The sequence below is a fragment of the Burkholderia sp. AU31652 genome, from assembly GCF_002223155.1.
Classification (GTDB): domain Bacteria; phylum Pseudomonadota; class Gammaproteobacteria; order Burkholderiales; family Burkholderiaceae; genus Burkholderia.
The window spans coordinates 252776-276049 of the sequence record NZ_NKFG01000004.1 but is presented as its reverse complement, the minus strand read 5'-3'; the positions used below and the strand labels follow the sequence as shown (position 1 = coordinate 276049).

Genomic DNA, 23274 nt, shown 5'->3' with positions numbered 1-23274 from the left:
CGGCCGCTCGTTGCCGGTCGCCTGCAAACCGACACACGGGCCATGTAGCATCGGCGGCCCATCGGGACACGGAGAGCACGCATGAGTCTGGACTACGGTTTCGTGAAGGCGAAGGTGACATCGGTGGCGAAGCTGAAGGGCTCGCCGCACGGCAGCGAGATCCAGTACCACATCCACCTGACGCTGGCGTTGCCCGGCGGCGACTGGGACGTCGCGATCAACGTGGGCACCAACGACGCGGACGACCTGCTGAACTACAAGCTCGTCTACGATTTCCACCACCCGATCACGCAGACGCTCGCGGCCGCGGCCGAGGGCTACACGGACCTGACGGGGCAGGTGGCATTGCCCGCGCTCGACTACCTGCGCAGCGACATCCTGAACGAAACGGGCGCGTGGCGCCCGAGCGCCGTGATGGACGGTACCGAGAATCAGGAGCCGATCCCGTCGCTGCTGCGGCTCGTAAACGCCGCGCAGTCGCAGGGGCTCGACGTCGTCGTGTTCGGCCGCTCGTATGCGGAAGGCAACGGCATCCACGACACGCACATGAACCAGGGTTCGACCGGCTCGAACTACCTGCACCGCGCGGGCGACGACCACAACGATCACAACGACATCTGGCAGGACGGCGCGCTGATCGTGCGCGTGAGCGATACGCAGTGGGCCGCGTATTTCGCCGCGTTCGAGCAGCAGGCCGTGCCGACCGACGCGCTCGGCAATCCGCTGCCGGGCGCGGGGCCGATCACGCGCTGAAGTGGCGGGCTGCCGGCCTTTGCGTCACGCGGCCGGCAGCGTCTTGCCGAACGAGATGCGTTCCTCGACGCGATAGCCGAGCGCCGCGTAGAAGCGGCACGCATCGTCGTTGCCGGGCAGCACCTGCAGGTTGATCTTCAGGCAGCCGCGCGCGGCGAGCGCGCGTTCCGCATGCGCGATCAGCGCGCGGCCGATGCCGAGCCGGCGTGCGTCGTTCGATATGCCGAACGAGTAGAGCCAGCCGCGATGCCCGTCGAAACCCGCCATCAGCGTGCCGACCACGCGCGCGCGGCTGGTCGCGACGAAGAACAGTTCCGGCTGCGTCGCGAGCTTCAGCTCGATCGATCGCAGCGGATCGCGGTGCGGCGGCGCATCCGCGTCTTCGTACTGCGGGAACGCGTCGCGCCATACCGCGAGCACGGCATCGGTGTCGGCGCGTTCGAACGGGCGGATCACAACGGCATCGGCGGCGGCATCCATCGGCGGGCTCTCCTTAGAGCGTGTCGAGCACCGACCGCAGCATCGCCATCATCTGGTCGATTTCCTCGGTCGTCACGTTCAGTGCGGGCATGAAGCGCAGCAGGTTCGGCCGCGCGGCGTTCAGCAGCAGGCCGTCGGGCTGCATGTCGCGCGCCTTCTCGACGATCTGCGGGCCGATGTCCTTGCCGAGCAGCAGCGCGCGCAGCAGGCCTTCGCCGCGTTCGCCTTCGAAGCCGCGCTCTTCCGACAGCTCGAGCAGCTTGCGCTTCAGGTATTCGCTGCGCGCACGCACGCCTTCGAGGAAGCCCGGTGCGACGAGCTGCGAGATCACCGAATAGCCGACCGCCGTCATCAGCGGGTTGCCGTTGTACGTGCCGCCCTGGTCGCCGGCCTCGAACACCGCGAACTCGGCCTTCGACAGCAGCGCGCCGAGCGGGGCGCCGCCGCCGATGCCTTTCGCGAGCGTCATGACGTCCGGCTCGATGCCGGACAACTCGTACGCGAACAGCGTGCCCGCGCGGCCGCAGCCGCTTTGCACTTCGTCGACGATCAGCAGCAGGTCGTGCTGCTTCGTCAGCGCGCGCAGCGCCTGCATGAATTCACGCGTGGCCGGAATCACGCCGCCTTCACCCTGGATCGGCTCGAGCATCACGGCGACGGTCTTGTCGGTGATCAGCTTCTCGACCGAGTTGATGTCGTTCAGCTCGGCCTTCGGGAAGCCCGGCACCTGCGGGGCGTAGATCGTGTCCCAGCCCGGCTTGCCGCTGGCCGACATCGTCGCGAGCGTGCGGCCGTGGAAGCTGTGGTCGAACGTGATGATCTCGTACGCGCCGTTCTTGAACTTGCGGCCCCACTTGCGCGCGAGCTTGATCGCGCCTTCGTTCGCTTCCGCGCCGCTGTTCGTGAAGAACACCTTGTCGAACACGCTGTGCTGCGTGAGCAGGCCCGCGAGCTTTGCCATCGGTTCGTTGTAGAACGCGGGCGACGGGTTCAGCAGCTTTTCCGCCTGCGTCTTCAGCGCGTCGACGATGCCTTCGTTGCAATGGCCGAGGCTGTTGACGGCCCAGCCCTGGATGAAGTCCAGATAGCGCTTGCCCGTGTGATCGTAGAGCCACGAACCCTTGCCGTGCGTAAACACGATGTCGGGGCGGTTCGTGATGTACATCAGCGAGTCGATCGGATAATCGTTCAGGGGCATGGCAGCAGACTCCAGCGGACGTTGAAAGGGAAACGGGCAATAAAAAAGCCACGGAAGGCCGTGGCTGGTGGGTCGAACAGCTTGTGCGTAACCGGTGAAGCTGTGGGGGTTACGCGCGAGTCCGTGACGAGCCTGCGGCATCCGGGCGGAGCGGCGAGCGGCGACGTCGAAGGGCGGACAGGAAGCAGTTCATGTGCGCAAGCATAAGGCATCCCGCGCGTCACTGTAAACCGCCGCGATGCCACGGATGTGACATCGCGGCGCGTAGTACCGTACGCGGGTGCGCGGGCCTCAGACCGGATGCGCGAGATCGGCGGCGCTCGTGAACGAGTCCGCGTAGAACTCGTCGGCCGGCAGCGCGTGGTGCTGCGTGAAGTCGCGCTGCGCGGATTCGACCATCACCGGCGCGCCGCACGCGTACACCTGGTGGCCCGACAGGTCGGGCAGATCCTCGATCACCGCGCGGTGGACGAAGCCGGTGCGGCCCGTCCACTGATCGCCGGCGTCCGGCTCGGAGAGCACCGGCACGTACTTGAAATTCGGGATCTCGCGTGCCCACTGCTCGGCCAGTTCGCCGAGGTAGATGTCCTTCTTGCGGCGCGCGCCCCAGTAGAGCGTCATCGGGCGCGTGATGCCCGTGTGCTTCACGTGCTCGATGATCGCCTTGATCGGCGCGAAGCCGGTGCCCGATGCGAGCAGCACGATCGGCTTGTCGGAGTCTTCACGCAGGAAGAACGTGCCGAGCGGGCCTTCGAAGCGCAGGATGTCGCGCTCCTTCATCGCGCCGAACACGTGGTCGGTGAACTTGCCGCCCGGCATGTGGCGGATGTGCAGCTCGACCGGGCCTTCCTCGTGCGGCGCGTTCGCCATCGAGTAGCTGCGGCGCGAGCCGTCCTTCAGGATGAACTCGACGTACTGGCCCGCGAGGTACTGCAGGCGTTCGTTGGCGGGCAGTTGCAGCTTCACGACCATCACGTCGTCGGCCTTGCGCTCGAGCGCGGCGATCCGGCACGGCAGCTTCTTGACCTGCACGCCGTCGACGCCGGCGATTTCACGCACGTCGATTTCGAGATCGCACTGCGCCTTCGAGCAGCACAGCAGCGCGAGGCCGCGCGTGCGCTCGTCGTTGGACAGCGCCGACGCGGCGTGCGGGCCCTGTTCGATCTGGCCCGACACGATCTGGCCCTTGCACGAGCCGCACGCGCCGTTCTTGCAGCCGTACGGCAGATGGACGTTCTGGCGCAGCGCGGCCGCCAGCACGGTTTCATCCGACTCGACCTGGAATTGCCGGCCGCTTTGCTTGAGAGTGACGTTGAATGCCATAGAACCAAACTAGAACAAAATGGGGGGACCGTGCATGTCGGGCACGGCAGCTACAATGCAAACCCGTTGCGCGTCGCGCAACGGTGGCTACTGATTTCGCAACCAACATGATCGCGACTCGAATCCTGCGCCGGCCGCGCGCACTGATCGTCGGCTGCGGCGACGTCGGCATGCGCTGCGTCGCGCAATGGCGCGACACGCGCCGCAACCTGCGGATCTTCGCGCTGACGAGCCATCCGGCCCGCCGCGACGAACTGCGCGCCGCGGGTGCAACGCCGATCGTCGGCGACCTCGATCGCCGGGCGACACTTGGCCGCCTCGCGGGTCTGGCCCGCACGATCCTGCATCTCGCACCGCCGCAGTCCGATGGCCGTGACGACCGGCGCACCCGTGCGCTGATCGCCGCAACGACCGTGCCTGCGCGACGGCCACCGGTGCCGCCGGCCTCGGCGGTCGGCCGGCTCCGAACCCTGCGCACCGCTACCCGGCAGGCCGGCGCGCCCGTTCGGGCAGCGCGTATTGTACCCGACGCCCTTCGTGCGCCGAGGCTCGTCTACGCCAGTACGACGGGCGTTTACGGCGATTGCGGCGGCGCGCGCATCGACGAAACGCAGCCGCTGCGCCCCTCGAATCCGCGCGCGTTCCGGCGCGTGTCGGCGGAGCGGCAACTGCGTGCGGCGACGGTGCGCGGCGTGCTGTCCGCGCGCATCGTGCGGATTCCCGGGATCTACGCGGCGAACCGCCTGCCGGTCGCACGGCTCGAGCGCGGCACGCCGGCGCTCGAGCCGGCCGACGACGTCTACACGAACCACATCCACGCGGACGATCTCGCGGCGATCCTGCGCCGTGCGGCCGAACGCGGCAAGCCGACGCGCGCCGTGCACGCGTCGGACGACAGCGAACTGCGGATGGGGGAGTATTTCGACCGGGTCGCGCAGGTGCTCGGCCTGCCGAGGCCGCCGCGCGTCAGCCGCGCGGACGCCGAGCGTCAGCTCGAACCGACACTGCTGTCGTTCATGCGCGAGTCGCGGCGCCTGTCCAACGCACGGCTCAAGGCCGAATTGTGCGTGACGTTGCGCTATCCGACCGTAGACGATTTCCTTCAAACGCTCGCGCCGGGCAGCGCGTCAGGTGAGCGCCGGTAACGCCTCGATCAGCAGGAAGCACAGCAACGCGCCGATCAGCGCGCCAATCAGGTTCGGATGATATTTGTGCTTCATGTGCATCGCGGCCAGCAGCCCGCCGATCACGATGACACCGACGACCGCGAACGCGATCATCACGGACGACAGTTCGAAAGTATGGTTGTTCATGATGCCTCCCCCTACGTCGCTGTTCTCTTACAGCTTGTGATTTCAGTATAGCGGGGGAACATGCGGCCGAGATGCGGTCGAGCGTCGAACGGTCGTGCGGATTTTCCCTTACAGGGTTTTGACGGTATTGCGCAGCGCCGAAAGGTCGGCGTCGTCGAGCCATCGCCAGGCACCGGGCGCGAGGTCGCCCGGCAGCGTGAAGCCGCCGATGCTTTCGCGGTGCAGCAACTCGACGCGGTTGCTCACCGCCGCGACCATCCGCTTGACCTGGTGATACTTGCCTTCGAGCACGGTCAGCGCGAGCGCGTGCGGGTCGCGCGCGTCGGCGGCGACCGCCGCGATCGGCTTCGGCTCGCCGTGCAACAGCACGCCGGTGCGCAGCGTGTTCAGCTGCGTGTCGTCGAGCGGGTGGCGCACGGTTGCCACATAGGTTTTCGGCACCTTGCGTTTCGGCGACGTGTACGCGTGCACGAACTGGCCGTCGTCGGACAGCAGCAGCAGGCCCGTCGTGTCCTGGTCGAGACGCCCGACGCACTGCACGCCGCGCGCGACGAGCGGTGCAGGCAGCAGGCTGAACACGCTCGCATGGTGTTGCGGATCGCGCGAACACTCGTAGCCGGCCGGCTTGTTGAGCGCGAGATAGGCGCGTGCGTGGAACGGCCACGCCGTATCGTCGACCGAGAACACGAGGCCGTCGGTATCGAACGCGGCGTCGGGGTCGGTCGCGCGGGCGCCCGCCACGGTGACGCGGCCCGCTTCGATCAGGCCCCGGCACTGGCGGCGCGAGCCGAAGCCCTGGGTGTAGAGAATGCTTTCGAGATCCATAGCGCGCGCATTCTATCAAGCGATGGCGCGCGACCGGCATGAGCGCGCATGCGCTGGTAAGCTGCCGGTACGCCGCGCGGGGCGCGGCGCCCGTTCATTCTTCACGGAAAGTCCATGCCTTTTGCTTCGTTCCCGTTCGGCCGCCACGCCGCTGCCGTCATCGTTGCGGCGACCGTCTCGTCGGCCGCGTTCGCGCACGCGCACCTCGCGAAGAGCGATCCGGCGGCGGGCGCGTCGGTGGCTGCCGCCCCGGCCGCCGTCACGATCGACTTCACCGAGCCGCTGGAACCCGCGTTCAGCTCGATCGTCGTCGTCGATGGCGACGGCAAGACGGTGTCGGACGGCCGCGCGCGCATCGACGCGTCGAACCGCAAGCGGATGTCGGTGCCGCTCACGGCGGTCGGCACCGGCGCCTATACGGTGAAATGGGTGGCCGTCGCGACCGACGGGCACCGCACGCAGGGCGCGTACGGCTTCAGCGTGAAGTGACGCAACGGCGACGGCAGGCCCGTGCCAGGGCTGCCGCCGCCCCTATCCGACAGGGAGTCCCGCATGAATCCGACGACGCTCGACGCACTCGCCGATTTCCCCCGTCAGCTCGAAGCCCATTTCGCGGCCGTCCCCGACGGCTACGCGCGCTGGACGCCCGACGACTGGGCCGGGATGCCGAGCGAGCATTTTTCGCCGCTCGGGCAGCTCTGCCATGTGCGCGACATCGAGATCGACGGCTATCACGTGCGGCTGCGGCGGATGCTCGACGAAGACCGGCCGCTGCTCGTGTCGATCGACGGCGACGCGCTCGCGATCGAGCGCCGCTACAACGATGCGTATGCGTCCGACGTGCTCGCGGCGATCCACGAAGCGCGGCGCGAGACGCTGGACCTCGTGTCGCGCCTCACGCCCGAACAGTTCGCGCGCACCGGGGAATTCGACGGCTACGGTTCGTTGACCGTGCGCGGGCTCGTCCACTACCTGTGCAGCCACGACCAGCAGCACCTGGCCGGCATGCAGTGGCTGCTCGGCAAGATCGACGCGACGCTGTACGCGCGCTGAGCGGGCGCCGCCCTCGGCATCGGCGCCCATCAATCGAGGGCGGATCCGGCGCGGTTGTCGGTGCGGCAGGCTGCACTGCCGCGCTTCGATTGGATCGTTTTTCTGGATAATCCATCCAGCGTTGCCCGGCTGACCGGCGCGTCGCGCGTGCCTACACTCCAAGCTTCGTTCAACGAGAAAGGGAGTCAACCGTGGCAACTCATACGCTCGCAGACAAGGTCGTCCTGATCGCAGGCGGCGCAAAGAATCTCGGCGGCCTGATCGCGCGGGATCTGGCGAGCCACGGTGCGAAGGCCGTGGCGATTCACTACAACAGCGCCGCGTCGCAGGCGCAGGCCGAGGAGACGGCCGCCGCGGTGCGTGCGGCCGGCGCGGAAGCGGCTACGTTCCAGGGCGACCTGACGACGGCCGCCGCGGTCGAGAAGCTGTTCGACGACGCGAAGCAGCGCTTCGGCAAGATCGACATCGCGATCAACACGGTCGGCAAGGTGCTGAAGAAGCCGTTCACCGAGATCGGCGAGGCCGAGTACGACGAGATGTTCGCGGTCAACAGCAAGTCGGCATTCTTCTTCATCAAGGAAGCGGGGCGGCACCTCGAGGATCACGGCAAGCTCGTCACGCTCGTGACGTCGCTGCTCGGCGCGTTCACGCCGTTCTATGCGGCGTACGAAGGGTCGAAGGCGCCGGTCGAGCATTTCACGCGCGCGGCGTCGAAGGAGTACGGTGCGCGCGGGATCTCGGTGACGGCCGTCGGGCCGGGCCCGATGGACACGCCGTTCTTCTATCCGGCCGAGGGCGCCGATGCGGTCGCGTATCACAAGACGGCGGCCGCGCTGTCGCCGTTCAGCAAGACGGGCCTGACCGACATCGAGGACGTCGTGCCGTTCATCCGCCATCTCGTCACCGACGGCTGGTGGATCACGGGCCAGACGATCCTGATCAACGGCGGCTACACGACCAAGTAACCGGCCCGGCAACGGGCCGCGCGGCGCACCGCAATGGCGCGTTTGCGTGGACAATGGACGGGCGCGCGGCCTCGCGGCTGCGTGCCCGTTTTCTCTGTGCCGCCGGACCTGGCCGCGACGCGCGACGGCTGGCGGCGGCGTTCGTCCGAACCTACGTTTCCTGCCGATGGACAAGCTGGATCAGGTCAGAATCTTCCTGCAGGTTGCCGAGATGGGCAGCTTCATCAAGGCCGCGCATGCGCTCGACGTGCCGCGCGCGACCGTGTCGGCGGCCGTCCAGCAACTGGAAACGGGGCTCGGCACGCGCCTCTTGCACCGCACGACACGCCAGGTGCAACTGACCGCCGACGGCGCGCTGCTGCTCGAACGCGGCCGGCGCCTGCTCGCGGAGGCCGACGAACTCGACCGCCTGTTCCGCCGCCGCGACCGCGACGTGATCGGCCGGCTGAACGTCGACGTGCCGAGCCGGATCGCGCGCCGCATGGTGGCGCCCGCGCTGCCGTCGCTGTTTCACCGTTATCCGAAGCTGCAACTGTCGCTCGGCTCGACCGATCGTTCGATCGACCTGGTGCAGGAGGGCGTCGACTGCGCGATCCGCGTCGGGCGGCTTGCCGACAGCAGCCTCGTCGTGCGGCCGCTCGGGCAGTTCACGCTGATCAACTGCGCGAGCCCCGACTACCTGCGCGAATGCGGCGTGCCCGAGCATCCGGATGCGCTCGCGCACGGACACTGGGCGATCGGCTATGCGTCGCCGACGACCGGGCGCGAACTCGACTGGGAATACTGCACGGACGGCCAGCGGCACACGCTCATGCTGCCGAGCCGGGTAATCGTCAACAATGCCGAAACCTATATCGCCAGCTGCATCGCCGGGATGGGGCTGATCCAGATTCCGCGCTTCGACGTCCAGCATCTGCTCGACAGCGGCGCACTCGTCGACGTGATGCCCGGCCACCGCGCCGCACCGATGGACGTGTCGGCCGTGTACCCGCACCGGCGTCACCGTTCGCGCCGGCTCAATGCCTTCATCGAATGGTTCGGGGAACTGATGGCGAGCGCGCTGACGCATGGCGGGGAGGGCGCGGAGGGCGACTGACCGGCACGGCCGGATCGCGTCACGTGCCGTCGTGCCTGTTTCAGCCGGGCAGCGCCGCGAACTGCCGGCTGCGCCCGGTTTCCCGCACCGCGTCGATCAACGCGGCGGCGGCGCCGTCCGGTTTCGCCGCGAACGCGTAGAAACGCGCGGCCGGCAGCGCCGGCAGGCCGTCCTGCGGGCCGCATTCGCGCAGGCCGTCGCGCAGCTGGCTGCGCGCCAGCGCGGTGACCGCGAAGCCCGCTAGCGCGGCCGACACGCAGCCGGCCATGCTGCTGCTCTCGAACAGCACGCGAAACGGCCGCAGTGCAGCGGCGAGTGCCGCGACGGCGGCTTCGCGATAGACGCATGGCTGCGGAAACAGCGCGAGCGGCACGTCGCCGCCGGCGTCGAGCGTGCGATCCGACGCGAACGCCCACACGAGCGGTTCTTCCCACAGCAGTTCGCCCGGCGTGTCGACCTGCCGGCACTGCTTGCCGAACACGACGTCGAGCCGGCCGAGCGTCTGCTCGCGCAGCAGCGACGCGGTGATCCCGACCTTCAGCTCGATCGACGTGCGCGGGTGGCGGTCGCGGAACGTGCGCAGCACGTGCGGCAGCCACGCACCCGCAAAATCCTCCGATGCGCCGACCCGCAGCGGGCCGTGCGCCGGCGCGCCGCGCAGCCTTGCGCGCACTTCGCGCTCCATGTCGACGATGTTGCGTGCGTACGCGTACAGCGTGTCGCCGGCCGGCGTGAGCGCGATGCGACGGGTGGTGCGCGCGAGCAGCACCGTGCCGGCCGCCTGTTCGAGCCGCTTGATGTGGCCGCTGACGGCGGATGGCGTCAGCGCGAGCCGTTCCGCGGCCGGCGCGAACCCGCGGCTGTCGACGACTTCGAGGAAGGTGCGCAGCAGCGTGATGTCGAGCGAGGTCGACGCGGGATCGGTCGGCGGTTCCATGGATCAATTCAACGCGATATTCGAAGAATTAACCATGATACTCCGTGAATCGTGATGAAAGGCCGGCCTACCATCGTGCACTCGGATCCACCCAACGGAGTGCACGATGACGACCTATGCGCATGCGACGACCGCGTCGCTCGACATTGCCTATTTCGAATGGAACCCGCGCGGCGAGCGCGTGGCCGTGCTGCTGCACGGCTGGCCGGACAGCCCGGTCGGCTGGGACGCGGTGGCCGCAAGGCTCGCCGCGCACGGCTACCGCGTGCTCGCGCCCGCGCTGCGCGGTTTTGCGCCGACCCGCTTTCGCGACGCATCCGTGCCGCGCAGCGGCCAGCTCGCGGCGCTCGGGCGCGACCTGCTCGACTTCGTCGATGCGCTCGGCATCGAGCGGCCCGTGCTGGTCGGGCACGACTGGGGCGCGCGGGCAGCCGCGAACGCGTGCGGGCTGCGCGAAGGCGCCGCATCGCATCTCGTGATGCTGTCGGTCGGGTACGGCACCAACGATCCTGGGCAGCCGCTGTCGCTGCAGCAGGCACGAAACTACTGGTATCACTGGTTCATGGCGACGCCACGCGGCGAGCAGGCGTTGCGCGACGATCGCCGCGCGTTTGCCCGCCTGATGTGGGACACGTGGTCGCCGCCGGGCTGGTATCGCGACAGCGATTTCGACGCGGCCGCCGCCGCGTTCGACGGGCCCGACTGGATCGACGTCGTGCTGCATTCGTACCGGCATCGATGGGGATTCGCACCGGGCACGCCGGTCTATGCCGACGACGATGCGCGGCTGAATCCCGCGCCGGTGCTGGCGCTGCCGACGCTCGTGCTGCACGGCGGCGCGGATACCTGCAATCATCCGGACAGCTCGGCCGGGCGCGAGCGGTTCTTTGCGGGGCGCTACGCGCGGCAGGTGCTGGACGGTGTCGGCCACTTTCCGCAGCGCGAGGCGCCGGCGGCAATCGCCGACGCGATCCTCGGGTTCTGCGAGCCAGGCTGACGCGCGCCGGCGTGACCGGCGCACGGTGGATCAGCCGCCGACGCGGGCCGCGAGCAGGTCGGCGAGGCCGATGTTCCTGAACATCTCGCGGCGAATCCGGTCGCCGACGCGGAACACCTCCTCCGCGCCGTCCTGCGACGGATCGACGAACACGCGGTACGGGCGCTTGCCAGCCGGGGCGGCGACGATGTCGGCAATGGCTGTCGCGACGGTGCCGGCATCGGCGTCTGCCGGTTCGAGCGCGGCGAGGCCTTGAAGCGCCTGTTCGGCGACGCCGGCATAGGGGCCGTCGACGTAGGCGGCCTGAACGCCTGCATCGGCCGGCTTGCCCGCGTGGGCGAAGTGATTCGTGCCCTGGGTGAACGCGCCCGGCACGACGATCGACGTCTCGATCCCCCAGCGTGCCAGTTCGGCCGCGTAGGACACCGCGAGCGAATCCATCGCGGCCTTCGCGGCGAAGTAGGGCGCGAGGAACGGCGGCGTACCGCCGCGCGCGGACGACGACGACACCCAGACGAGCAGCCCGCGCCCCTGGCGGCGCAGGTGCGGCAGCGCCGCGCGGTTGACGCGCTGGGTCGACACGACGTTGATGTCGTAGAGCTCGCCGATCTGCTCGGGCGTGAACGCTTCGGCCGGGCCGAACACCATGTGGCCGGCGTTGTGGACGATGACGTCGAGCCGGCCGTTGTCCGCGATCACGCGATCGATGGCGGCGCCGACGGACGCGTCGTCGCCGACGTCGAGCTCGACGGTGCGCAGGTCGACGCCGTGTTCCTGCGCGTAGGCGGCGATGGCGGCGACGCGCGGCGCGTTGCGGCCGGTGCTTTCGCGCATCGACGCGTAGACGGTATGCCCGGCGCGGGCGAGCGCCTGGGCCGTCAGCAGGCCGAAGCCGCTGGACGCGCCCGTGACGAGAATGACTTCCTTCATGATCGATCTCCGGTAAGCGGTGGGCGTGGCAGGCGGCCGGTCAGCACATGCCGCCGTTGGCACGCAGGACCTGGCCGTTGACCCACGCGCCGTCGGGGCCGGCGAGGAACGCGACGACGCTGGCGATGTCGGCGGGCTGGCCGAGCCGCTCCAGCGGGTTCATCTTCGCCATCCGGTCGACGAGTTCGGCGCTCTTGCCCTGCAGGAACAGCTCGGTCGCCACCGGCCCGGGCGCGACGGCGTTCACGCTGATGCCGCGGCCCCGCATCTCCTGCGCGAGCACCTGCGTCATGCCCTCGACGGCGGCCTTGGTCGCGATGTACACGCCGTAGGTCGGCAGGCGCATGCCGATCACGCTCGAGGTCAGGTTGACGATGCGCCCGCCGTCGCGCACGCGCTTCGCTGCTTCGCGGCTGACGTTGAACGCGCCCTTCAGGTTGATCGCGACGGTCTGGTCGAACGCGGCGTCGTCGAACTCGGCGAGGGGCGCGAGCTTCATCACGCCGGCGCTGTTGACGACGACGTCGATCCGGCCGAATGCCTGCTCGGCCGTGTCGAACAGCGCGGCCACCGCGGCCGGATCGGCGACGTCCGCCTGCACCGCGACGGCCGTGCCGCCGCCGGCGACGATCGCGTCGACCACTTCCTGCGCGGGGCCGGCGCCGCCGGCATAGTTCACGACGACCCTGAAACCGTCGCGGGCGAGGCGGCGGGCGATTTCCGCACCGATGCCGCGCGACGAGCCCGTGACGAGGGCGACCTGTTCCGATGTGCTCATGTCCTGCTCCTTGGTTCGTGAGTGCCGTGCGATCCGGCGACAGGACTAATGTAGGCTCCCTCGATCAATAAAAATAATGAATAATGATCAGATCAAGAATGACTGAAAGTACGTCTCATGGCATTCGACAGCAGGCTTTTGAGCGGGATCGGCGTGCTCTCGGCGGTGATCGAGGCCGGCACCTTCGCGCGCGCCGGCGAGGCGATGGGGTTGACGCAGCCGGCGGTGAGCCGTGCCGTCGCCCGGCTGGAGGAGCGCGTCGGCATCCGGATCTTCAACCGCACGGCCCGTGCGATCACGCTGACCGACGAAGGGCGGCGTTTCTATGAAGCGGTCGCGCCGCTGCTGGCCGGCATCGAGGACGCGGCGATCGACGCCGGCCAGTCGAAGGCGCGTGTCAGGGGGCGGCTGCGCGTCAACGTCGACGCGACGTTCGGCCACTACGTGCTGGCGCCGAAGATGGCCGAGTTTCTCGACCGCTTTCCCGACCTGTCCGTCGAGATCAGCGTGCGCGACCGGATGGGTGACCTCGTCGCCGACGGGTTCGACGTGGCGGTGCGGTTCGGCATTCCGGAACCATCGTCATACCGTGCGCGGCTGCTGCTGGAAACGCGCGTGCTGACCTGCGCGTCGGCGGCCTATGTCGCGCGCCACGGCGAACCGCGGCACCCGCGGGATCTCGCGAGCGGGCATCGCTGCGTGCTGATCCGCGACCCGGTGACGGGGCGGCCGTTCGAATGGGAATTCCATCGCGGCAAGGAGGTGATGCCGTTCGATGCCGCCGGCCGGCTGATGGTCAACGATACGGGCATGCTGCTCGGCGCGTGCCTGGGCGGCGCGGGGATTGCCCAGCTGCTGGAACTCTATGCGCGCGACATCCTTGCCGACGGGCGGCTGGTGCTGCTGCTGCCGGAATGGGCGGACGAGACGTTTCCGCTCTACGCGTATCACCACGCGTCCAACCTCGTTTCCGCGAAGGTGCGCGTGTTTCTCGACTTCGTGCGGGCGTTGATGGTTTGAGCCTGAGCTCGGCTCGACGTGCCGACGGTGGCCTTCCGGTCCACTCATTCGGTGCGATGCGGAATATTGTCCGGGAACGGGTAGGGCGCGTGCGGGCCCGGCCAGTCGGGCACCGGCGGCGCGGTCAGTACATCGCAGCCGGCCAGCATGAGCGACAGCACCGCGGCGAGCACGCGGCGGCGGAGCGGGGATGAAATCGTGCGCATGGACATGGCGTGCCTCCGTGCCGCGCATCCTCATGCCGCTTGGACTGTTGCGCGGGGCGCGCGTTGCGGCGCGGGCGGCAAAAACAAAAAACCCGCGAAGCGGCGAGCTTGCGCGGGTTTCGGGAGGCGCAGCGCGTCACGCTGCGAGAATGCTGGTGCCCAGGGCCGGAATCGAACCGGCACGCCTTGCGGCGGGGGATTTTGAGTCCCCTGCGTCTACCAATTTCACCACCTGGGCTTGATCCTGGCCGCGCATGCGATGGTGCGCGGCGAAACGCGGATTATGTCCGAAATCCTGCCGCCGGGCAAGCTGCCCGGTTGCGGGCCGCCCAAGTCACTGACTGAGGTAGACGAACCGGCCCTGCTTGACGATCCCCATCACGCTCGCGCGCTGGTCGAGTCCCACATGATCCTTGTCGCTCGTGTTGACGACACCGTTCGGCACGACCAGCTCGTGCGCACGTTCCAGCTCGCGCCGCAGCGCCGCGCGGAACGCGGGCGTGCCGGGTTGCGCGGCCTTCAGCGCGCGGCCGACCGCGTCGGCGAGGCGCGGGTAGACGCCCGCCGCGTCGCCCGCGAACTGCGTGACCGTGCCGGCACCGTACTTCGCTTCGTACGCGTCGACGAACGCGAGCGCGGCCTTGCGGGACGGATGATCGGCCGGTAGCGTGCGCGCGACGACCACCGGCTGGGTCGGGAACAGCGTCCCGTCGACATCCTTGCCGCCCAGCTTGATGAATTCCGGTGTCGCGATCCCGTGGGTCTGGTAGACCGGGCCCTTGTAGCCGCGCTCGATCAGCGTGCGCTGCGGCAGCACGGCCGGCGTGCCCGAGCCCGCGATCAGGATCGCGTCGGGTTTCGCCGCGATCAGCTTCAATGCCTGGCCCGTGACGCTCGCGTCGGTGCGGTTGAAGCGCTCGGTCGCGATGACGCGGATCTTGCGCAGGTCCGCGAAGCGCGTGAACTCGTTCAGCCAGCTATCGCCGTAGCTGTCGGCGAAGCCGATGAAGCCGACCGTCTTCACGCCGTGGTTCGCCATATGGCGCGTCATCACGTCGGCCATCGCGCGGTCGCTCTGCGCCATCTTGAACGCCCAGGTCCGCGCGCCTTCCTGCGGCTCGACGATCGCGCCGGAGCCGACCAGCGTGATCATCGGCGTCTGCCCGGCGGCCACCGCATCGAGCGCCGCGAGCGCGGCCGGCGTGATGTTCGGCCCGACCACCACGTCGACGTGATCCTCGTCGACCAGCTTTCGGATGTTGCGCACCGCGGTGCCCGGGTCGGACGCATCGTCGAGCACCGTCACCTGCACGGGTTGCCCGGCGATCGTCTTCGGCCACATCAGGATCGCGTTCTTGCTCGTGATGCCGATCGCGGCGGCCGGGCCGGTCGACGACAGGTCGACGCCGACCTTCAGGTCGGCATGCGCGGCGGCGCTGGCCAGTACGAGAGCGGCGCCGGCAGCGCGGCGCAACAGGGCGAGAAGCGTCATGCGGAATTCTCCGTCGGGCAGCAAAAAGGGGCGCGATGTGCGCCCCCGTGGTTATACACGCCGCTCAGAGTTCGTACGATTCGGATTCGCCCTTGAGCGCCTGCTCGATCAGCTTGCGGTTCAGCGTCGGCGACAGCAGCTCGACCAGCGTATACACATAGCTGCGCAGGTAGGCGCCCTGCTTGAGCGCGACGCGCGTCACGTTGCTGCCGAACAGGTGGCCGACCGGGATCAGCCGCAGGCTGCGGTCACGCTCGGGATTGAACGCGATGTCGGCCATGATGCCGACGCCGAGGCCGAGTTCGACGTAGGTCTTGATCACGTCGGCGTCGATCGCCTCGAGCACGATGTCCGGCGACAGCCCGCGCAGCGCGAACGCATGGTTGATCTTCTTGCGGCCCGCGAACGCATCGTCGTACGTGATCAGCGGGTACTGGGCGAGATCGTCGAGGGTGACCGGCTTGCGTTCGAGCAGCGGGTGGTCGGCCGGCACGACGGCCGCGTGGTGCCACTGGAAGCAGGGCAGCGACACGAGTTCTTTATAGTCAGAGATCGCCTCGGTGGCGATCGCGAGATCGGCCTGGTCGTGGATCACCATCTCGGCCACCTGCGTCGGGCTGCCCTGCAGGATCGACAGGTGCACTTTCGGGAAGCGCTTCTTGAACTCGGCGATCGCGGCCGGCAGCGAGTAGCGGGCCTGCGTGTGGGTCGCGGCGATGGTCAGGTTGCCCTGATCCTGGGCTGCATAATCTTTTCCGACCCTTTTAAGGCTTTCAACCTCCTGGAGAATCCGCTCGACCGACGCGAGGATGATCCGGCCCGGCTCGGTGAGCGAGCGCACGCGCTTGCCGTGCCGCGTGAAGATCTCCACGCCGAGCTCGTCCTCGAGCTCGATGATCGCCTTCGATACCCCCGGTTGCGACGTGTAGAGCGCCTTGGCGGCCTCGGTGAGATTGAAATTCTGCCGGACGGCCTCGCGCACGAAGCGAAATTGGTGCAGGTTCATTTATAACCCTTCCGCATATCAACAGAATTTTTTAGTCGTTTGAAATATAAGGCGAGTTTATTACGATTCACCGGAGTTTTTCAAATATGGATATCTGTTTTCGTCATTAGCAATCCAGCCGGGCAGCGGAAGGCCGGCGATAGCGGCGGAACGGAGATTCGGGCGCGACGTGGCTAGGACGTCGCGCGGTCACCACGAAAACCCTGGGGTCCCCGAATGTATCAGTACGACCAATACGACCAGACGATCGTCGACGAGCGTGTCGCGCAGTACCGCGATCAGGTGCGCCGCCGGCTGTCGGGCGAGTTGAGCGAGGAAGAGTTCCGCCCGCTGCGCCTGCAGAACGGCCTGTACATGCAGCGCCACGCGTACATGCACCGCATCGCGATTCCGTACGGCAACCTGCGCAGCGATCAGCTCCGGATGCTGGCGCGCATCGCCCGCGAACACGACCGCGGCTACGGTCACTTCTCGACCCGCTCGAACATCCAGTTCAACTGGATCAAGCTGGAAGAAACGCCCGAGATCCTCGCGAAGCTCGCGTCGGTGCAGATGCACGGCATCCAGACGTCGGGCAACTGCATCCGCAACATCACGGCCGACCAGTTCGCCGGTGTCGCGCAGGACGAAGAGATCGATCCGCGTCCGTGGTCGGAAATCCTGCGCCAGTGGTCGACGTTCCATCCCGAATTCGCATGGCTGCCGCGCAAGTTCAAGATCGCGGTGTCGGGCTCGAAGGACGACCGTGCGGCCGTGCAGATCCACGACCTCGGCGTGTACCTGAAGAAGAACGCGCAGGGCGAAGTGGTCGCGAGCATCCTCGCGGGCGGCGGCCTCGGCCGTACGCCGATCATCGGCGCGGTGATCAAGGAAGACCTGCCGTGGCAGCACCTGCTCACCTATTGCGAAGCCGTGCTGCGCGTGTACAACCGTTACGGCCGCCGCGACAACCTCTACAAGGCGCGCATCAAGATCCTCGTGAAGGCGTTGTCGCCCGCGAAGTTCGCGCAGCAGGTCGAGGAAGAGTGGCAGCACCTGAAGGACGGCCCGTCGACGCTCACGCAGGCGGAAGTCGACCGCGTGTCGCAGTACTTCCAGCCGCCCGTCTACGAGAAGCTGGCCGACACCGACGCGTCGTTCGAACAGCACCTGCTCGAGAACAAGGCGTTCGCGCGCTGGGTCGAGCGTAACGTTGCCCCGCACAAGGTGGCCGGCTATGCCGCCGTCACGCTGTCGCTGAAGGATCACCGTATCGCGCCGGGTGACGCGACCGACCAGCAGATGGATCTGGTGGCCGACTGGGCCGACGCTTACTCGTTCGGCGAGCTGCGCGTGTCGCACGAGCAGAACCTGATTCTCGCGAACGTGAAGAAACGCGACCTGTTCGCCCTGTGGGAAAAGGCGAAGGCAGCCGGTTTCGCGACGCCGAACATCGGCCTGCTGACCGACATCATCGCGTGCCCGGGCGGCGACTTCTGCTCGCTCGCGAACGCGAAGTCGATCCCGATCGCGCTGGCGATCCAGCAGCGTTTCGACGATCTCGACTATGTGTACGACCTCGGCGACCTGTCGCTGAACATTTCCGGTTGCATGAACTCGTGCGGTCACCATCACGTCGGCAACATCGGCATCCTCGGCGTCGACAAGGACGGCGCCGAGTGGTACCAGGTGTCGCTCGGCGGCGAGCAGGGCACGGGCCGGAACGGCGCGCGCCTCGGCCGCGTGATCGGGCCGTCGTTCTCGGCGGAGGAAGTGCCCGGCGTGATCGCGAAGCTGATCGACACGTTCGTCGAATCGCGCATCGACGGCGAGCGCTTCGTCGACACGTACGATCGCATCGGCATCGCGCCGTTCAAGGAGCGCGTGTATGCGGCGCGCCAGGCAGTGAACGCGTAACCAACCGGGTAGAAGGAATTAGCAGATGGCTTCGATTATCAAGAACCGCGCAGTGATCGACGATGCATGGCAGGTCGTGCGCGCGGCGGAAGACGGTGCACTGCCCGCGGTCGACGCGTTGCCGGCCGGCAAGGTGCTGGTGCCGTTCGCATTGTGGCAGGCCGAGCGCGCGGCGCTCGTTGCCGCGAAGACGAAGGACGAGCTCGGCGTGTGGCTCGCACCGGACAGCGAGCCGGCCGATCTCGTGGCCGATTTCGGCGCGATTTCGCTGATCGCGGTCGACTTCCCGCGCTTCGCGGACGGCCGCGGCTACAGCATCGCGCGCCTGCTGCGCGAGCGCCACGGCTGGACGGGCGAGCTGCGCGCGATCGGCGACGTGCTGCGCGACCAGCTGTTGTACATGTCGCGTTGCGGCTTCGACGCATACGCGGTGCGCGCCGACAAGGACATCCACGACGCGCTGAATGCGTTCACGGAATTCACGCAGCGTTACCAGGGCGCGTTCGACCAGCCCGAACCGCTGTTCCGCCGCCGCGGCGCGACGCCCGACGCGAAGGTGAGCGCATGAGCACCACGACCGCCACCGCGCTGACGCCGGAACTCGCCGCGAAGGTCGAGCGCCTCGATGCGCTGCTCGCGCAGATCGGTGCCCGTCACGAGAAGGTGAAGTTCGCGAGCAGCCTCGCGGCGGAAGACATGCTGCTGACGCATGCGATCCTGTCGAAGGGTGTGCGGATCGGCATCTTCTCGCTGAACACGGGCCGCCTGCACGCGGAAACGCTCGGCATGATCGACCGCGTGCGCGAGCGCTACGGCTACGAGATCGAGCAGTTCCATCCGCAGCAGGACGCGGTCGACCAGTACGTCGCCGAGCACGGCCTGAACGCGTTCTACGAGAGCGTCGAGCTGCGCAAGTCGTGCTGCCACATCCGCAAGGTCGAGCCGCTGAATCGCGCGCTCGCCGACGTCGGCGCATGGGTCACGGGCCAGCGCCGCGAGCAGTCGGTCACGCGTGCCGAACTGCACGAGGAAGAGCAGGACGAAGCGCGCGGGATCGCGAAGTACAACCCGCTCGCCGACTGGACGGAAAGCGACGTGTGGGCGTACCTTAAGGCGTTTGACGTGCCGGTCAACCCGCTGCATGCGCGCGGCTACCCGAGCATCGGCTGCGAGCCGTGTACGCGGGCGATCCGTCCCGGCGAAGACAGCCGCGCGGGCCGCTGGTGGTGGGAGTCGCGCGATACGAAGGAATGCGGCTTGCACATCACGACGATCACGCCGATTCCCGCGGACGCCGTTGCCGGCGCCACGCGCTGAAAGCCTGACAAGAAACTGAATATTGCGCCGCCTGCGACAGCGGGCGGCACGAACCCAGAAGAGAAGGACTGAAATCATGAGCACGACGCTCGAGCAATCCGCCTTTGCCCCGCCCGCCGGTGCCGACAACCGCATGGGCCACCTCGACTGGCTCGAAGCCGAGTCGATCCACATCCTGCGCGAACTGGTCGCCGAATGCAGCAAGCCGGCGCTGTTGTTCTCGGGCGGCAAGGATTCGGTCGTCGTGCTGCATCTGGCGCTGAAAGCGTTCGGCCTCGGCGCGAACCGCAAGACGACGCTGCCGTTCCCGCTCGTGCACATCGACACGGGCCACAACTACGAAGAAGTGATCGACTTCCGCGATCGCCGCGCGCAGGAGCTGGGCGCGGAGCTGGTCGTCGGCCACGTCGAGGATTCGATCAAGCGCGGCACGGTCGTGCTGCGCCGCGAAACCGATTCGCGCAATGCCGCGCAGGCCGTCACGCTGCTCGAGACGATCGAGCAGCACGGCTACACGGCGCTGATCGGCGGCGCGCGCCGCGACGAAGAGAAGGCGCGTGCGAAGGAACGCATCTTCTCGTTCCGCGACGAATTCGGCCAGTGGGATCCGAAGGCGCAGCGCCCGGAACTGTGGAGCCTGTACAACGCCCGCCTGCACAAGGGCGAGCACCTGCGCGTGTTCCCGATCTCGAACTGGACCGAGCTCGACGTGTGGCAGTACATCGCGCGCGAGAACCTCGAACTGCCGTCGATCTATTACGCGCATCAGCGCGAGATCGTGCGCCGCAACGGGCTGCTCGTGCCCGTCACGCCGCTCACGCCGATGCGTGACGGCGAGACGAGCGAGCTCGCGCAGGTGCGCTTCCGCACGGTCGGCGACATTTCCTGCACGTGCCCGGTCGAGAGCGACGCGGACGACGTCGAGAAGATCATCGCGGAGACGGCGGTGACCGAGATCACCGAGCGCGGCGCGACCCGGATGGACGACCAGGCCTCCGAAGCCGCGATGGAACAGCGCAAGAAGCAAGGTTATTTCTGAAGCACACGAGGACATTCACATCATGAGCATCATCGAGAACACCGAAGACCTCGGCGTGCTGCGCTTCATTACCGCAGGCAGCGTCGACGACGGCAAGAGCACGCTGATCGGCCGCCTGCTGTACGACAGCAAGGCCGTGCTGTCCGACCAGCTGTCCGCGCTGTCGCGTGCGAAAAACAAGCGCACGGTCGGCGACGAGCTCGACCTCGCGCTGCTGACCGACGGCCTCGAAGCCGAGCGCGAGCAAGGCATCACGATCGACGTCGCGTACCGCTACTTCGCGACCGCGAAGCGCAAGTTCATCATCGCCGATACGCCGGGCCACGAGCAGTACACGCGCAACATGGTGACGGGCGCATCGACCGCGCACGCGGCGATCGTGTTGATCGACGCGACGCGCATCACGGTCGAGAACGGTGTCGTGCAACTCCTGCCGCAGACCAAGCGCCACAGCGCGATCGTCAAGCTGCTCGGGCTGCAGCACGTGATCGTCGCGATCAACAAGATGGACCTCGTCGACTACAGCGAAGCGCGCTTCAACGAGATCCGCGATGCATACGTCACGCTTGCGAAGCAGCTCGGCCTGAGCGACGTGCGCTTCGTGCCGGTGTCGGCGCTGAAGGGCGACAACATCGTCGGCGCGAGCGAGCGCATGCCGTGGTACGCGGGCGAACCGCTGCTCGACGTGCTCGAATCGCTGCCGGTCGAGACGCAGGCGCATGACGCGCTGCGCTTCCCCGTGCAGTGGGTCGCACGGCAGGACGGCAGCTCGGCCGACGATTTCCGCGGCTACATGGGCCGGATCGAGTCGGGTGAAGTGAAGGTCGGCGACGAGATCGTCGTGCTGCCGTCGAACCGCACGGCGACGGTCGCCGAGATCGTCGCGCCGGTGCCGGGCGGCACCGCGTCCGTGCCGCACGCGTTCGCGGGCCAGACCGTGACGATCCGCCTCGCGGAAGACGTCGACGTGTCGCGCGGCGACATGTTCGTCACGTCCGCCGAGCCGGTCGAGCCGGCGAAGAAGCTCGAAGCTGATCTGTGCTGGTTCGACGAGACGCCGCTGTCGCCGCAGCGCAAATACCTGCTGAAGCAGACCACCAGCACGGTGTTCGCGAAGATCGGCGGCGTCAAGCAGGTGCTCGACGTGCACACGCTGTCGCACGCGACCGACCGTCACGATCTGAAGATGAACGACATCGGCCGCGTCGCGCTGACGCTGCAGAAGCCGATCGTGTGCGACACGTACGACGCGCATCCGGGTACCGGTGCGTTCGTGCTGATCGACGAGGCGACGCATCACACGGTCGCCGCAGGGATGATCCGGGCGTTCTCGGCGTGACCGGGCAACCGCGCCGCTTCGCGGCGGCGCGGGCCGGAGCCGACGCCCGCTGGAAGGCGAAGCGATAAACATGGGCAAGGTGTATCTGATCGGAGCAGGGCCGGGCGCGGCCGACCTCATCACGGTGCGCGGCGCGCGGCTGCTCGAGCAGGCGGACGTCGTGCTGCACGACGCGCTCGTCGAGCCCGCGATGCTCGACTACGCGCCGCATGCGCGCCGGATTGCCGTCGGCAAGCGCTGCGGGCAGCGCTCGACCGCGCAGCACTTCATCAACAAGCAGATCGTCGATGCGGCACGCGAGCATGCGTGCGTCGTGCGGCTGAAGGGTGGCGACCCGATGCTGTTCGGTCGCGCCGAAGAGGAGATGCGCGCGCTGGAAGCGGCCGGCATCGACTACGAGGTCGTGCCGGGCATCACCGCGGCGCTGGCCGGGGCGGCGACGCTGAAGCGTTCGCTGACGTTGCGCGGCGTGTCGCGCAGCGTCGCGTTCGCGACGCACAGCCGCGCGCCGGGCAGCGACGAGATTCGCGAAGCCGCGCGCGCCGATTCGATGGTCTATTACATGGGCCGCGACAGCGCGCCCGGCATCGCGCAGGAGCTGATCGACGCGGGCCGTGCGCCGGCGACGGCCGTGGCGATCGTCGAGGCGTGCAGCACCGCGCGCGAACGTACGCTGACGCTGACGCTCGCGCAGATGGCGGCGGGCGACGCGCAGGCGTGGCTCGATCCCGCGGAACCGAGCCTGCTGATGATCGGCGATGCGTTCGCCGAGCGCGCCGGGCAGGCGAAAGTGGGCGATGTGCTGCGAAATGCGGCCTGAGCGGAATCCGGCTGGAGTTCCAAACGAAAAAAGCGCTGGCGGAAGCCGGCGCTTTTTCTTTGTGGGCCGTGACGGCGTGATTTACGCGTCGTCGCCGATCTGGTCGATGCAGTAGCGCGCGATCGCGTCGAGCACGCCGTCGTCTTCGCCGACGGCCGTCGCGCAGCGGATCTCGACACCCGGATGCACGGCGCGGCATGCGTCGACGAGCTGCGGCAGGTCGCGGCGGACATGGCCGCCCTGGCCGAAGAACACGGGCACCACGGTGATGTGCGTGCAGCCGGCCGCGACCTGCCCGGCGACCGCGTCGCCGAGCGTCGGCGTCATCAGCTCGAGGAACGCGAGCGACACGTGTGCGGCGGGGGAGGGGGCGCCGCGCAGCCGCGCGGCGAGCCGTTCGAACGGCTCGGCCCAGCGTGGGTCACGCGCGCCGTGGCCGAACAGGACGATGCCATGCGAGCTCATGTCGAAACCTCCGTCGTGACGCGGCG

26 protein-coding genes and 1 tRNA gene are annotated in these 23274 nt (G+C 68.0%); 14 read left to right on the top strand and 13 right to left on the bottom strand.

The genetic code is table 11. From position 1 onward, the window contains the following. Positions 1-81: 81 nt before the first annotated feature. The gene (locus CFB40_RS13655; RefSeq protein ID WP_089431599.1) at positions 82-753 is read left to right on the top strand and encodes a DUF2278 family protein; all 672 of its coding nucleotides are present in this window, start codon (positions 82-84) and stop codon (positions 751-753) included. Positions 754-777: 24 nt separating this feature from the next. On the opposite strand, the gene CFB40_RS13650 is transcribed toward CFB40_RS13655, so the two are convergent. The 3 genes from CFB40_RS13650 to CFB40_RS13635 all read right to left on the bottom strand — a co-directional run bounded on the left by CFB40_RS13650 (position 778) and on the right by CFB40_RS13635 (position 3754). Next, entirely contained in the window at positions 778-1233 is a 456-nt protein-coding gene (locus CFB40_RS13650) for a GNAT family acetyltransferase (RefSeq protein ID WP_089431598.1), read from the bottom strand. A gap of 13 nt (positions 1234-1246) precedes the next feature. Beyond that, positions 1247-2431, bottom strand: a complete 1185-nt coding sequence (locus CFB40_RS13645) for an acetylornithine transaminase (RefSeq protein ID WP_069248649.1) — start codon at positions 2429-2431, stop codon at positions 1247-1249. Positions 2432-2722: 291 nt separating this feature from the next. Next, complete coding sequence (locus CFB40_RS13635) at positions 2723-3754, bottom strand: CDP-6-deoxy-delta-3,4-glucoseen reductase (RefSeq protein ID WP_011352940.1); 1032 nt, start codon at positions 3752-3754, stop codon at positions 2723-2725. Between the two features lie 107 nt (positions 3755-3861). Here CFB40_RS13635 and CFB40_RS13630 point away from each other — a divergent pair, with 107 nt between their 5' ends. Then, positions 3862-4899, top strand: a complete 1038-nt coding sequence (locus CFB40_RS13630) for an NAD-dependent epimerase/dehydratase family protein (protein ID WP_089431596.1) — start codon at positions 3862-3864, stop codon at positions 4897-4899. Here CFB40_RS13630 and CFB40_RS13625 read toward each other — a convergent pair. Together CFB40_RS13625 and CFB40_RS13620 are read right to left on the bottom strand one after the other, a co-directional pair. Next, on the bottom strand, positions 4882-5067 hold the full coding sequence (locus tag CFB40_RS13625) for a hypothetical protein (protein ID WP_089431595.1): 186 nt from the start codon (positions 5065-5067) through the stop codon (positions 4882-4884). The two genes, CFB40_RS13630 and CFB40_RS13625, sit on opposite strands and share 18 nt — an antisense overlap. 108 nt (positions 5068-5175) lie before the next feature. After that, positions 5176-5892, bottom strand: a complete 717-nt coding sequence (locus CFB40_RS13620; protein ID WP_089431594.1) for a pseudouridine synthase — start codon at positions 5890-5892, stop codon at positions 5176-5178. Between the two features lie 114 nt (positions 5893-6006). Between CFB40_RS13620 and copC the strand changes: the two genes are divergently transcribed. The 4 genes from copC (at position 6007) to CFB40_RS13600 (ending at position 9006) form a co-directional block, all read left to right on the top strand. Further along, on the top strand, positions 6007-6381 hold the full coding sequence (copC, locus tag CFB40_RS13615) for a copper homeostasis periplasmic binding protein CopC (RefSeq protein ID WP_089431593.1): 375 nt from the start codon (positions 6007-6009) through the stop codon (positions 6379-6381). Between the two features lie 63 nt (positions 6382-6444). Next, positions 6445-6945 carry a DinB family protein gene (locus tag CFB40_RS13610; protein ID WP_089431592.1) on the top strand — a complete coding sequence of 167 codons (501 nt, stop codon included), beginning with the start codon at positions 6445-6447 and terminating at the stop codon, positions 6943-6945. A 191-nt stretch (positions 6946-7136) separates the two neighbouring features. Continuing rightward, positions 7137-7910 (top strand): SDR family oxidoreductase, encoded by a 774-nt coding sequence (locus CFB40_RS13605; protein ID WP_089431591.1) that lies wholly within the window; start codon positions 7137-7139, stop codon positions 7908-7910. 166 nt (positions 7911-8076) lie between these two features. Continuing rightward, the gene (locus CFB40_RS13600) at positions 8077-9006 is read left to right on the top strand and encodes a LysR family transcriptional regulator (protein WP_089431590.1); all 930 of its coding nucleotides are present in this window, start codon (positions 8077-8079) and stop codon (positions 9004-9006) included. A 40-nt stretch (positions 9007-9046) separates the two neighbouring features. Here CFB40_RS13600 and CFB40_RS13595 read toward each other — a convergent pair whose 3' ends face one another. Continuing rightward, positions 9047-9943 (bottom strand): LysR family transcriptional regulator, encoded by an 897-nt coding sequence (locus CFB40_RS13595; RefSeq protein WP_089431589.1) that lies wholly within the window; start codon positions 9941-9943, stop codon positions 9047-9049. Between the two features lie 106 nt (positions 9944-10049). Between CFB40_RS13595 and CFB40_RS13590 the strand changes: the two genes are divergently transcribed. After that, positions 10050-10940 (top strand): alpha/beta fold hydrolase, encoded by an 891-nt coding sequence (locus CFB40_RS13590; RefSeq protein ID WP_089431588.1) that lies wholly within the window; start codon positions 10050-10052, stop codon positions 10938-10940. Positions 10941-10970: 30 nt separating this feature from the next. On the opposite strand, the gene CFB40_RS13585 is transcribed toward CFB40_RS13590, so the two are convergent. Further along, positions 10971-11870, bottom strand: coding sequence for an SDR family oxidoreductase (locus tag CFB40_RS13585; protein WP_089426131.1), 900 nt, complete (start codon positions 11868-11870; stop codon positions 10971-10973). Between the two features lie 40 nt (positions 11871-11910). Continuing rightward, positions 11911-12648 (bottom strand): SDR family oxidoreductase, encoded by a 738-nt coding sequence (locus tag CFB40_RS13580; protein ID WP_089431587.1) that lies wholly within the window; start codon positions 12646-12648, stop codon positions 11911-11913. Between the two features lie 117 nt (positions 12649-12765). Between CFB40_RS13580 and CFB40_RS13575 the strand changes: the two genes are divergently transcribed. Then, complete coding sequence (locus CFB40_RS13575; RefSeq protein ID WP_089431586.1) at positions 12766-13668, top strand: LysR family transcriptional regulator; 903 nt, start codon at positions 12766-12768, stop codon at positions 13666-13668. Between the two features lie 44 nt (positions 13669-13712). Here CFB40_RS13575 and CFB40_RS38640 read toward each other — a convergent pair whose 3' ends face one another. The 4 genes from CFB40_RS38640 to CFB40_RS13560 form a co-directional block, all read right to left on the bottom strand. Then, complete coding sequence (locus CFB40_RS38640; RefSeq protein ID WP_179255068.1) at positions 13713-13880, bottom strand: hypothetical protein; 168 nt, start codon at positions 13878-13880, stop codon at positions 13713-13715. A 147-nt stretch (positions 13881-14027) separates the two neighbouring features. Next, a tRNA-Leu gene (locus tag CFB40_RS13570) sits at positions 14028-14112 on the bottom strand. 96 nt (positions 14113-14208) lie between these two features. Next, on the bottom strand, positions 14209-15366 hold the full coding sequence (locus tag CFB40_RS13565) for an ABC transporter substrate-binding protein (RefSeq protein WP_089426128.1): 1158 nt from the start codon (positions 15364-15366) through the stop codon (positions 14209-14211). 64 nt (positions 15367-15430) lie between these two features. Beyond that, complete coding sequence (locus CFB40_RS13560; RefSeq protein WP_046544612.1) at positions 15431-16372, bottom strand: CysB family HTH-type transcriptional regulator; 942 nt, start codon at positions 16370-16372, stop codon at positions 15431-15433. Positions 16373-16588: 216 nt separating this feature from the next. On the opposite strand from CFB40_RS13560, the gene CFB40_RS13555 reads away from it, so the two are divergent. From CFB40_RS13555 to cobA, 6 genes are all read left to right on the top strand, one after another. Further along, positions 16589-18268, top strand: coding sequence for a nitrite/sulfite reductase (locus CFB40_RS13555; RefSeq protein ID WP_089426127.1), 1680 nt, complete (start codon positions 16589-16591; stop codon positions 18266-18268). A 25-nt stretch (positions 18269-18293) separates the two neighbouring features. Further along, a complete protein-coding gene (locus tag CFB40_RS13550) occupies positions 18294-18836 on the top strand; it encodes a DUF934 domain-containing protein (protein ID WP_089426126.1) in 543 nt (180 codons plus the stop codon). After that, entirely contained in the window at positions 18833-19585 is a 753-nt protein-coding gene (locus CFB40_RS13545) for a phosphoadenylyl-sulfate reductase (RefSeq protein ID WP_089426125.1), read from the top strand. The genes CFB40_RS13550 and CFB40_RS13545 overlap by 4 nt, the downstream gene beginning before the upstream one ends. A gap of 76 nt (positions 19586-19661) precedes the next feature. Then, the gene (gene cysD / locus CFB40_RS13540) at positions 19662-20624 is read left to right on the top strand and encodes a sulfate adenylyltransferase subunit CysD (protein ID WP_034192618.1); all 963 of its coding nucleotides are present in this window, start codon (positions 19662-19664) and stop codon (positions 20622-20624) included. Between the two features lie 22 nt (positions 20625-20646). Further along, the gene (locus CFB40_RS13535; protein ID WP_089431585.1) at positions 20647-21963 is read left to right on the top strand and encodes a sulfate adenylyltransferase subunit 1; all 1317 of its coding nucleotides are present in this window, start codon (positions 20647-20649) and stop codon (positions 21961-21963) included. Positions 21964-22033: 70 nt separating this feature from the next. Continuing rightward, on the top strand, positions 22034-22783 hold the full coding sequence (cobA, locus tag CFB40_RS13530; RefSeq protein WP_089426124.1) for a uroporphyrinogen-III C-methyltransferase: 750 nt from the start codon (positions 22034-22036) through the stop codon (positions 22781-22783). 81 nt (positions 22784-22864) lie between these two features. Here the strand turns inward: cobA and CFB40_RS13525 are convergent, their stop codons facing one another. Further along, positions 22865-23248, bottom strand: coding sequence for a sirohydrochlorin chelatase (locus tag CFB40_RS13525; protein ID WP_089431583.1), 384 nt, complete (start codon positions 23246-23248; stop codon positions 22865-22867). Between the last annotated feature and the right edge of the window lie 26 nt (positions 23249-23274).

Excerpts from the sequence above, each read along its gene's own strand:
- CFB40_RS13535 (WP_089431585.1), top strand. The coding sequence starts at position 20,647 with ATGAGCATCATCGAGAACACCGAAGACCTCGGCGTGCTGCGCTTCATT.
- CFB40_RS13625 (WP_089431595.1), bottom strand. The coding sequence starts at position 5,067 with ATGAACAACCATACTTTCGAACTGTCGTCCGTGATGATCGCGTTCGCG.
- CFB40_RS13655 (WP_089431599.1), top strand. The coding sequence starts at position 82 with ATGAGTCTGGACTACGGTTTCGTGAAGGCGAAGGTGACATCGGTGGCG.
- CFB40_RS13565 (WP_089426128.1), bottom strand. The coding sequence starts at position 15,366 with ATGACGCTTCTCGCCCTGTTGCGCCGCGCTGCCGGCGCCGCTCTCGTA.
- CFB40_RS13595 (WP_089431589.1), bottom strand. The coding sequence starts at position 9,943 with ATGGAACCGCCGACCGATCCCGCGTCGACCTCGCTCGACATCACGCTG.
- CFB40_RS13620 (WP_089431594.1), bottom strand. The coding sequence starts at position 5,892 with ATGGATCTCGAAAGCATTCTCTACACCCAGGGCTTCGGCTCGCGCCGC.
- CFB40_RS13580 (WP_089431587.1), bottom strand. The coding sequence starts at position 12,648 with ATGAGCACATCGGAACAGGTCGCCCTCGTCACGGGCTCGTCGCGCGGC.
- CFB40_RS13550 (WP_089426126.1), top strand. The coding sequence starts at position 18,294 with ATGGCTTCGATTATCAAGAACCGCGCAGTGATCGACGATGCATGGCAG.
- CFB40_RS13585 (WP_089426131.1), bottom strand. The coding sequence starts at position 11,870 with ATGAAGGAAGTCATTCTCGTCACGGGCGCGTCCAGCGGCTTCGGCCTG.
- cysD (WP_034192618.1), top strand. The coding sequence starts at position 19,662 with ATGAGCACGACGCTCGAGCAATCCGCCTTTGCCCCGCCCGCCGGTGCC.
- CFB40_RS13610 (WP_089431592.1), top strand. The coding sequence starts at position 6,445 with ATGAATCCGACGACGCTCGACGCACTCGCCGATTTCCCCCGTCAGCTC.
- CFB40_RS13600 (WP_089431590.1), top strand. The coding sequence starts at position 8,077 with ATGGACAAGCTGGATCAGGTCAGAATCTTCCTGCAGGTTGCCGAGATG.
- CFB40_RS13635 (WP_011352940.1), bottom strand. The coding sequence starts at position 3,754 with ATGGCATTCAACGTCACTCTCAAGCAAAGCGGCCGGCAATTCCAGGTC.
- CFB40_RS13560 (WP_046544612.1), bottom strand. The coding sequence starts at position 16,372 with ATGAACCTGCACCAATTTCGCTTCGTGCGCGAGGCCGTCCGGCAGAAT.
- CFB40_RS13650 (WP_089431598.1), bottom strand. The coding sequence starts at position 1,233 with ATGGATGCCGCCGCCGATGCCGTTGTGATCCGCCCGTTCGAACGCGCC.
- CFB40_RS13575 (WP_089431586.1), top strand. The coding sequence starts at position 12,766 with ATGGCATTCGACAGCAGGCTTTTGAGCGGGATCGGCGTGCTCTCGGCG.
- CFB40_RS13630 (WP_089431596.1), top strand. The coding sequence starts at position 3,862 with ATGATCGCGACTCGAATCCTGCGCCGGCCGCGCGCACTGATCGTCGGC.
- CFB40_RS13525 (WP_089431583.1), bottom strand. The coding sequence starts at position 23,248 with ATGAGCTCGCATGGCATCGTCCTGTTCGGCCACGGCGCGCGTGACCCA.
- CFB40_RS13590 (WP_089431588.1), top strand. The coding sequence starts at position 10,050 with ATGACGACCTATGCGCATGCGACGACCGCGTCGCTCGACATTGCCTAT.
- CFB40_RS13645 (WP_069248649.1), bottom strand. The coding sequence starts at position 2,431 with ATGCCCCTGAACGATTATCCGATCGACTCGCTGATGTACATCACGAAC.
- copC (WP_089431593.1), top strand. The coding sequence starts at position 6,007 with ATGCCTTTTGCTTCGTTCCCGTTCGGCCGCCACGCCGCTGCCGTCATC.
- CFB40_RS13545 (WP_089426125.1), top strand. The coding sequence starts at position 18,833 with ATGAGCACCACGACCGCCACCGCGCTGACGCCGGAACTCGCCGCGAAG.
- CFB40_RS13555 (WP_089426127.1), top strand. The coding sequence starts at position 16,589 with ATGTATCAGTACGACCAATACGACCAGACGATCGTCGACGAGCGTGTC.
- CFB40_RS38640 (WP_179255068.1), bottom strand. The coding sequence starts at position 13,880 with ATGTCCATGCGCACGATTTCATCCCCGCTCCGCCGCCGCGTGCTCGCC.
- cobA (WP_089426124.1), top strand. The coding sequence starts at position 22,034 with ATGGGCAAGGTGTATCTGATCGGAGCAGGGCCGGGCGCGGCCGACCTC.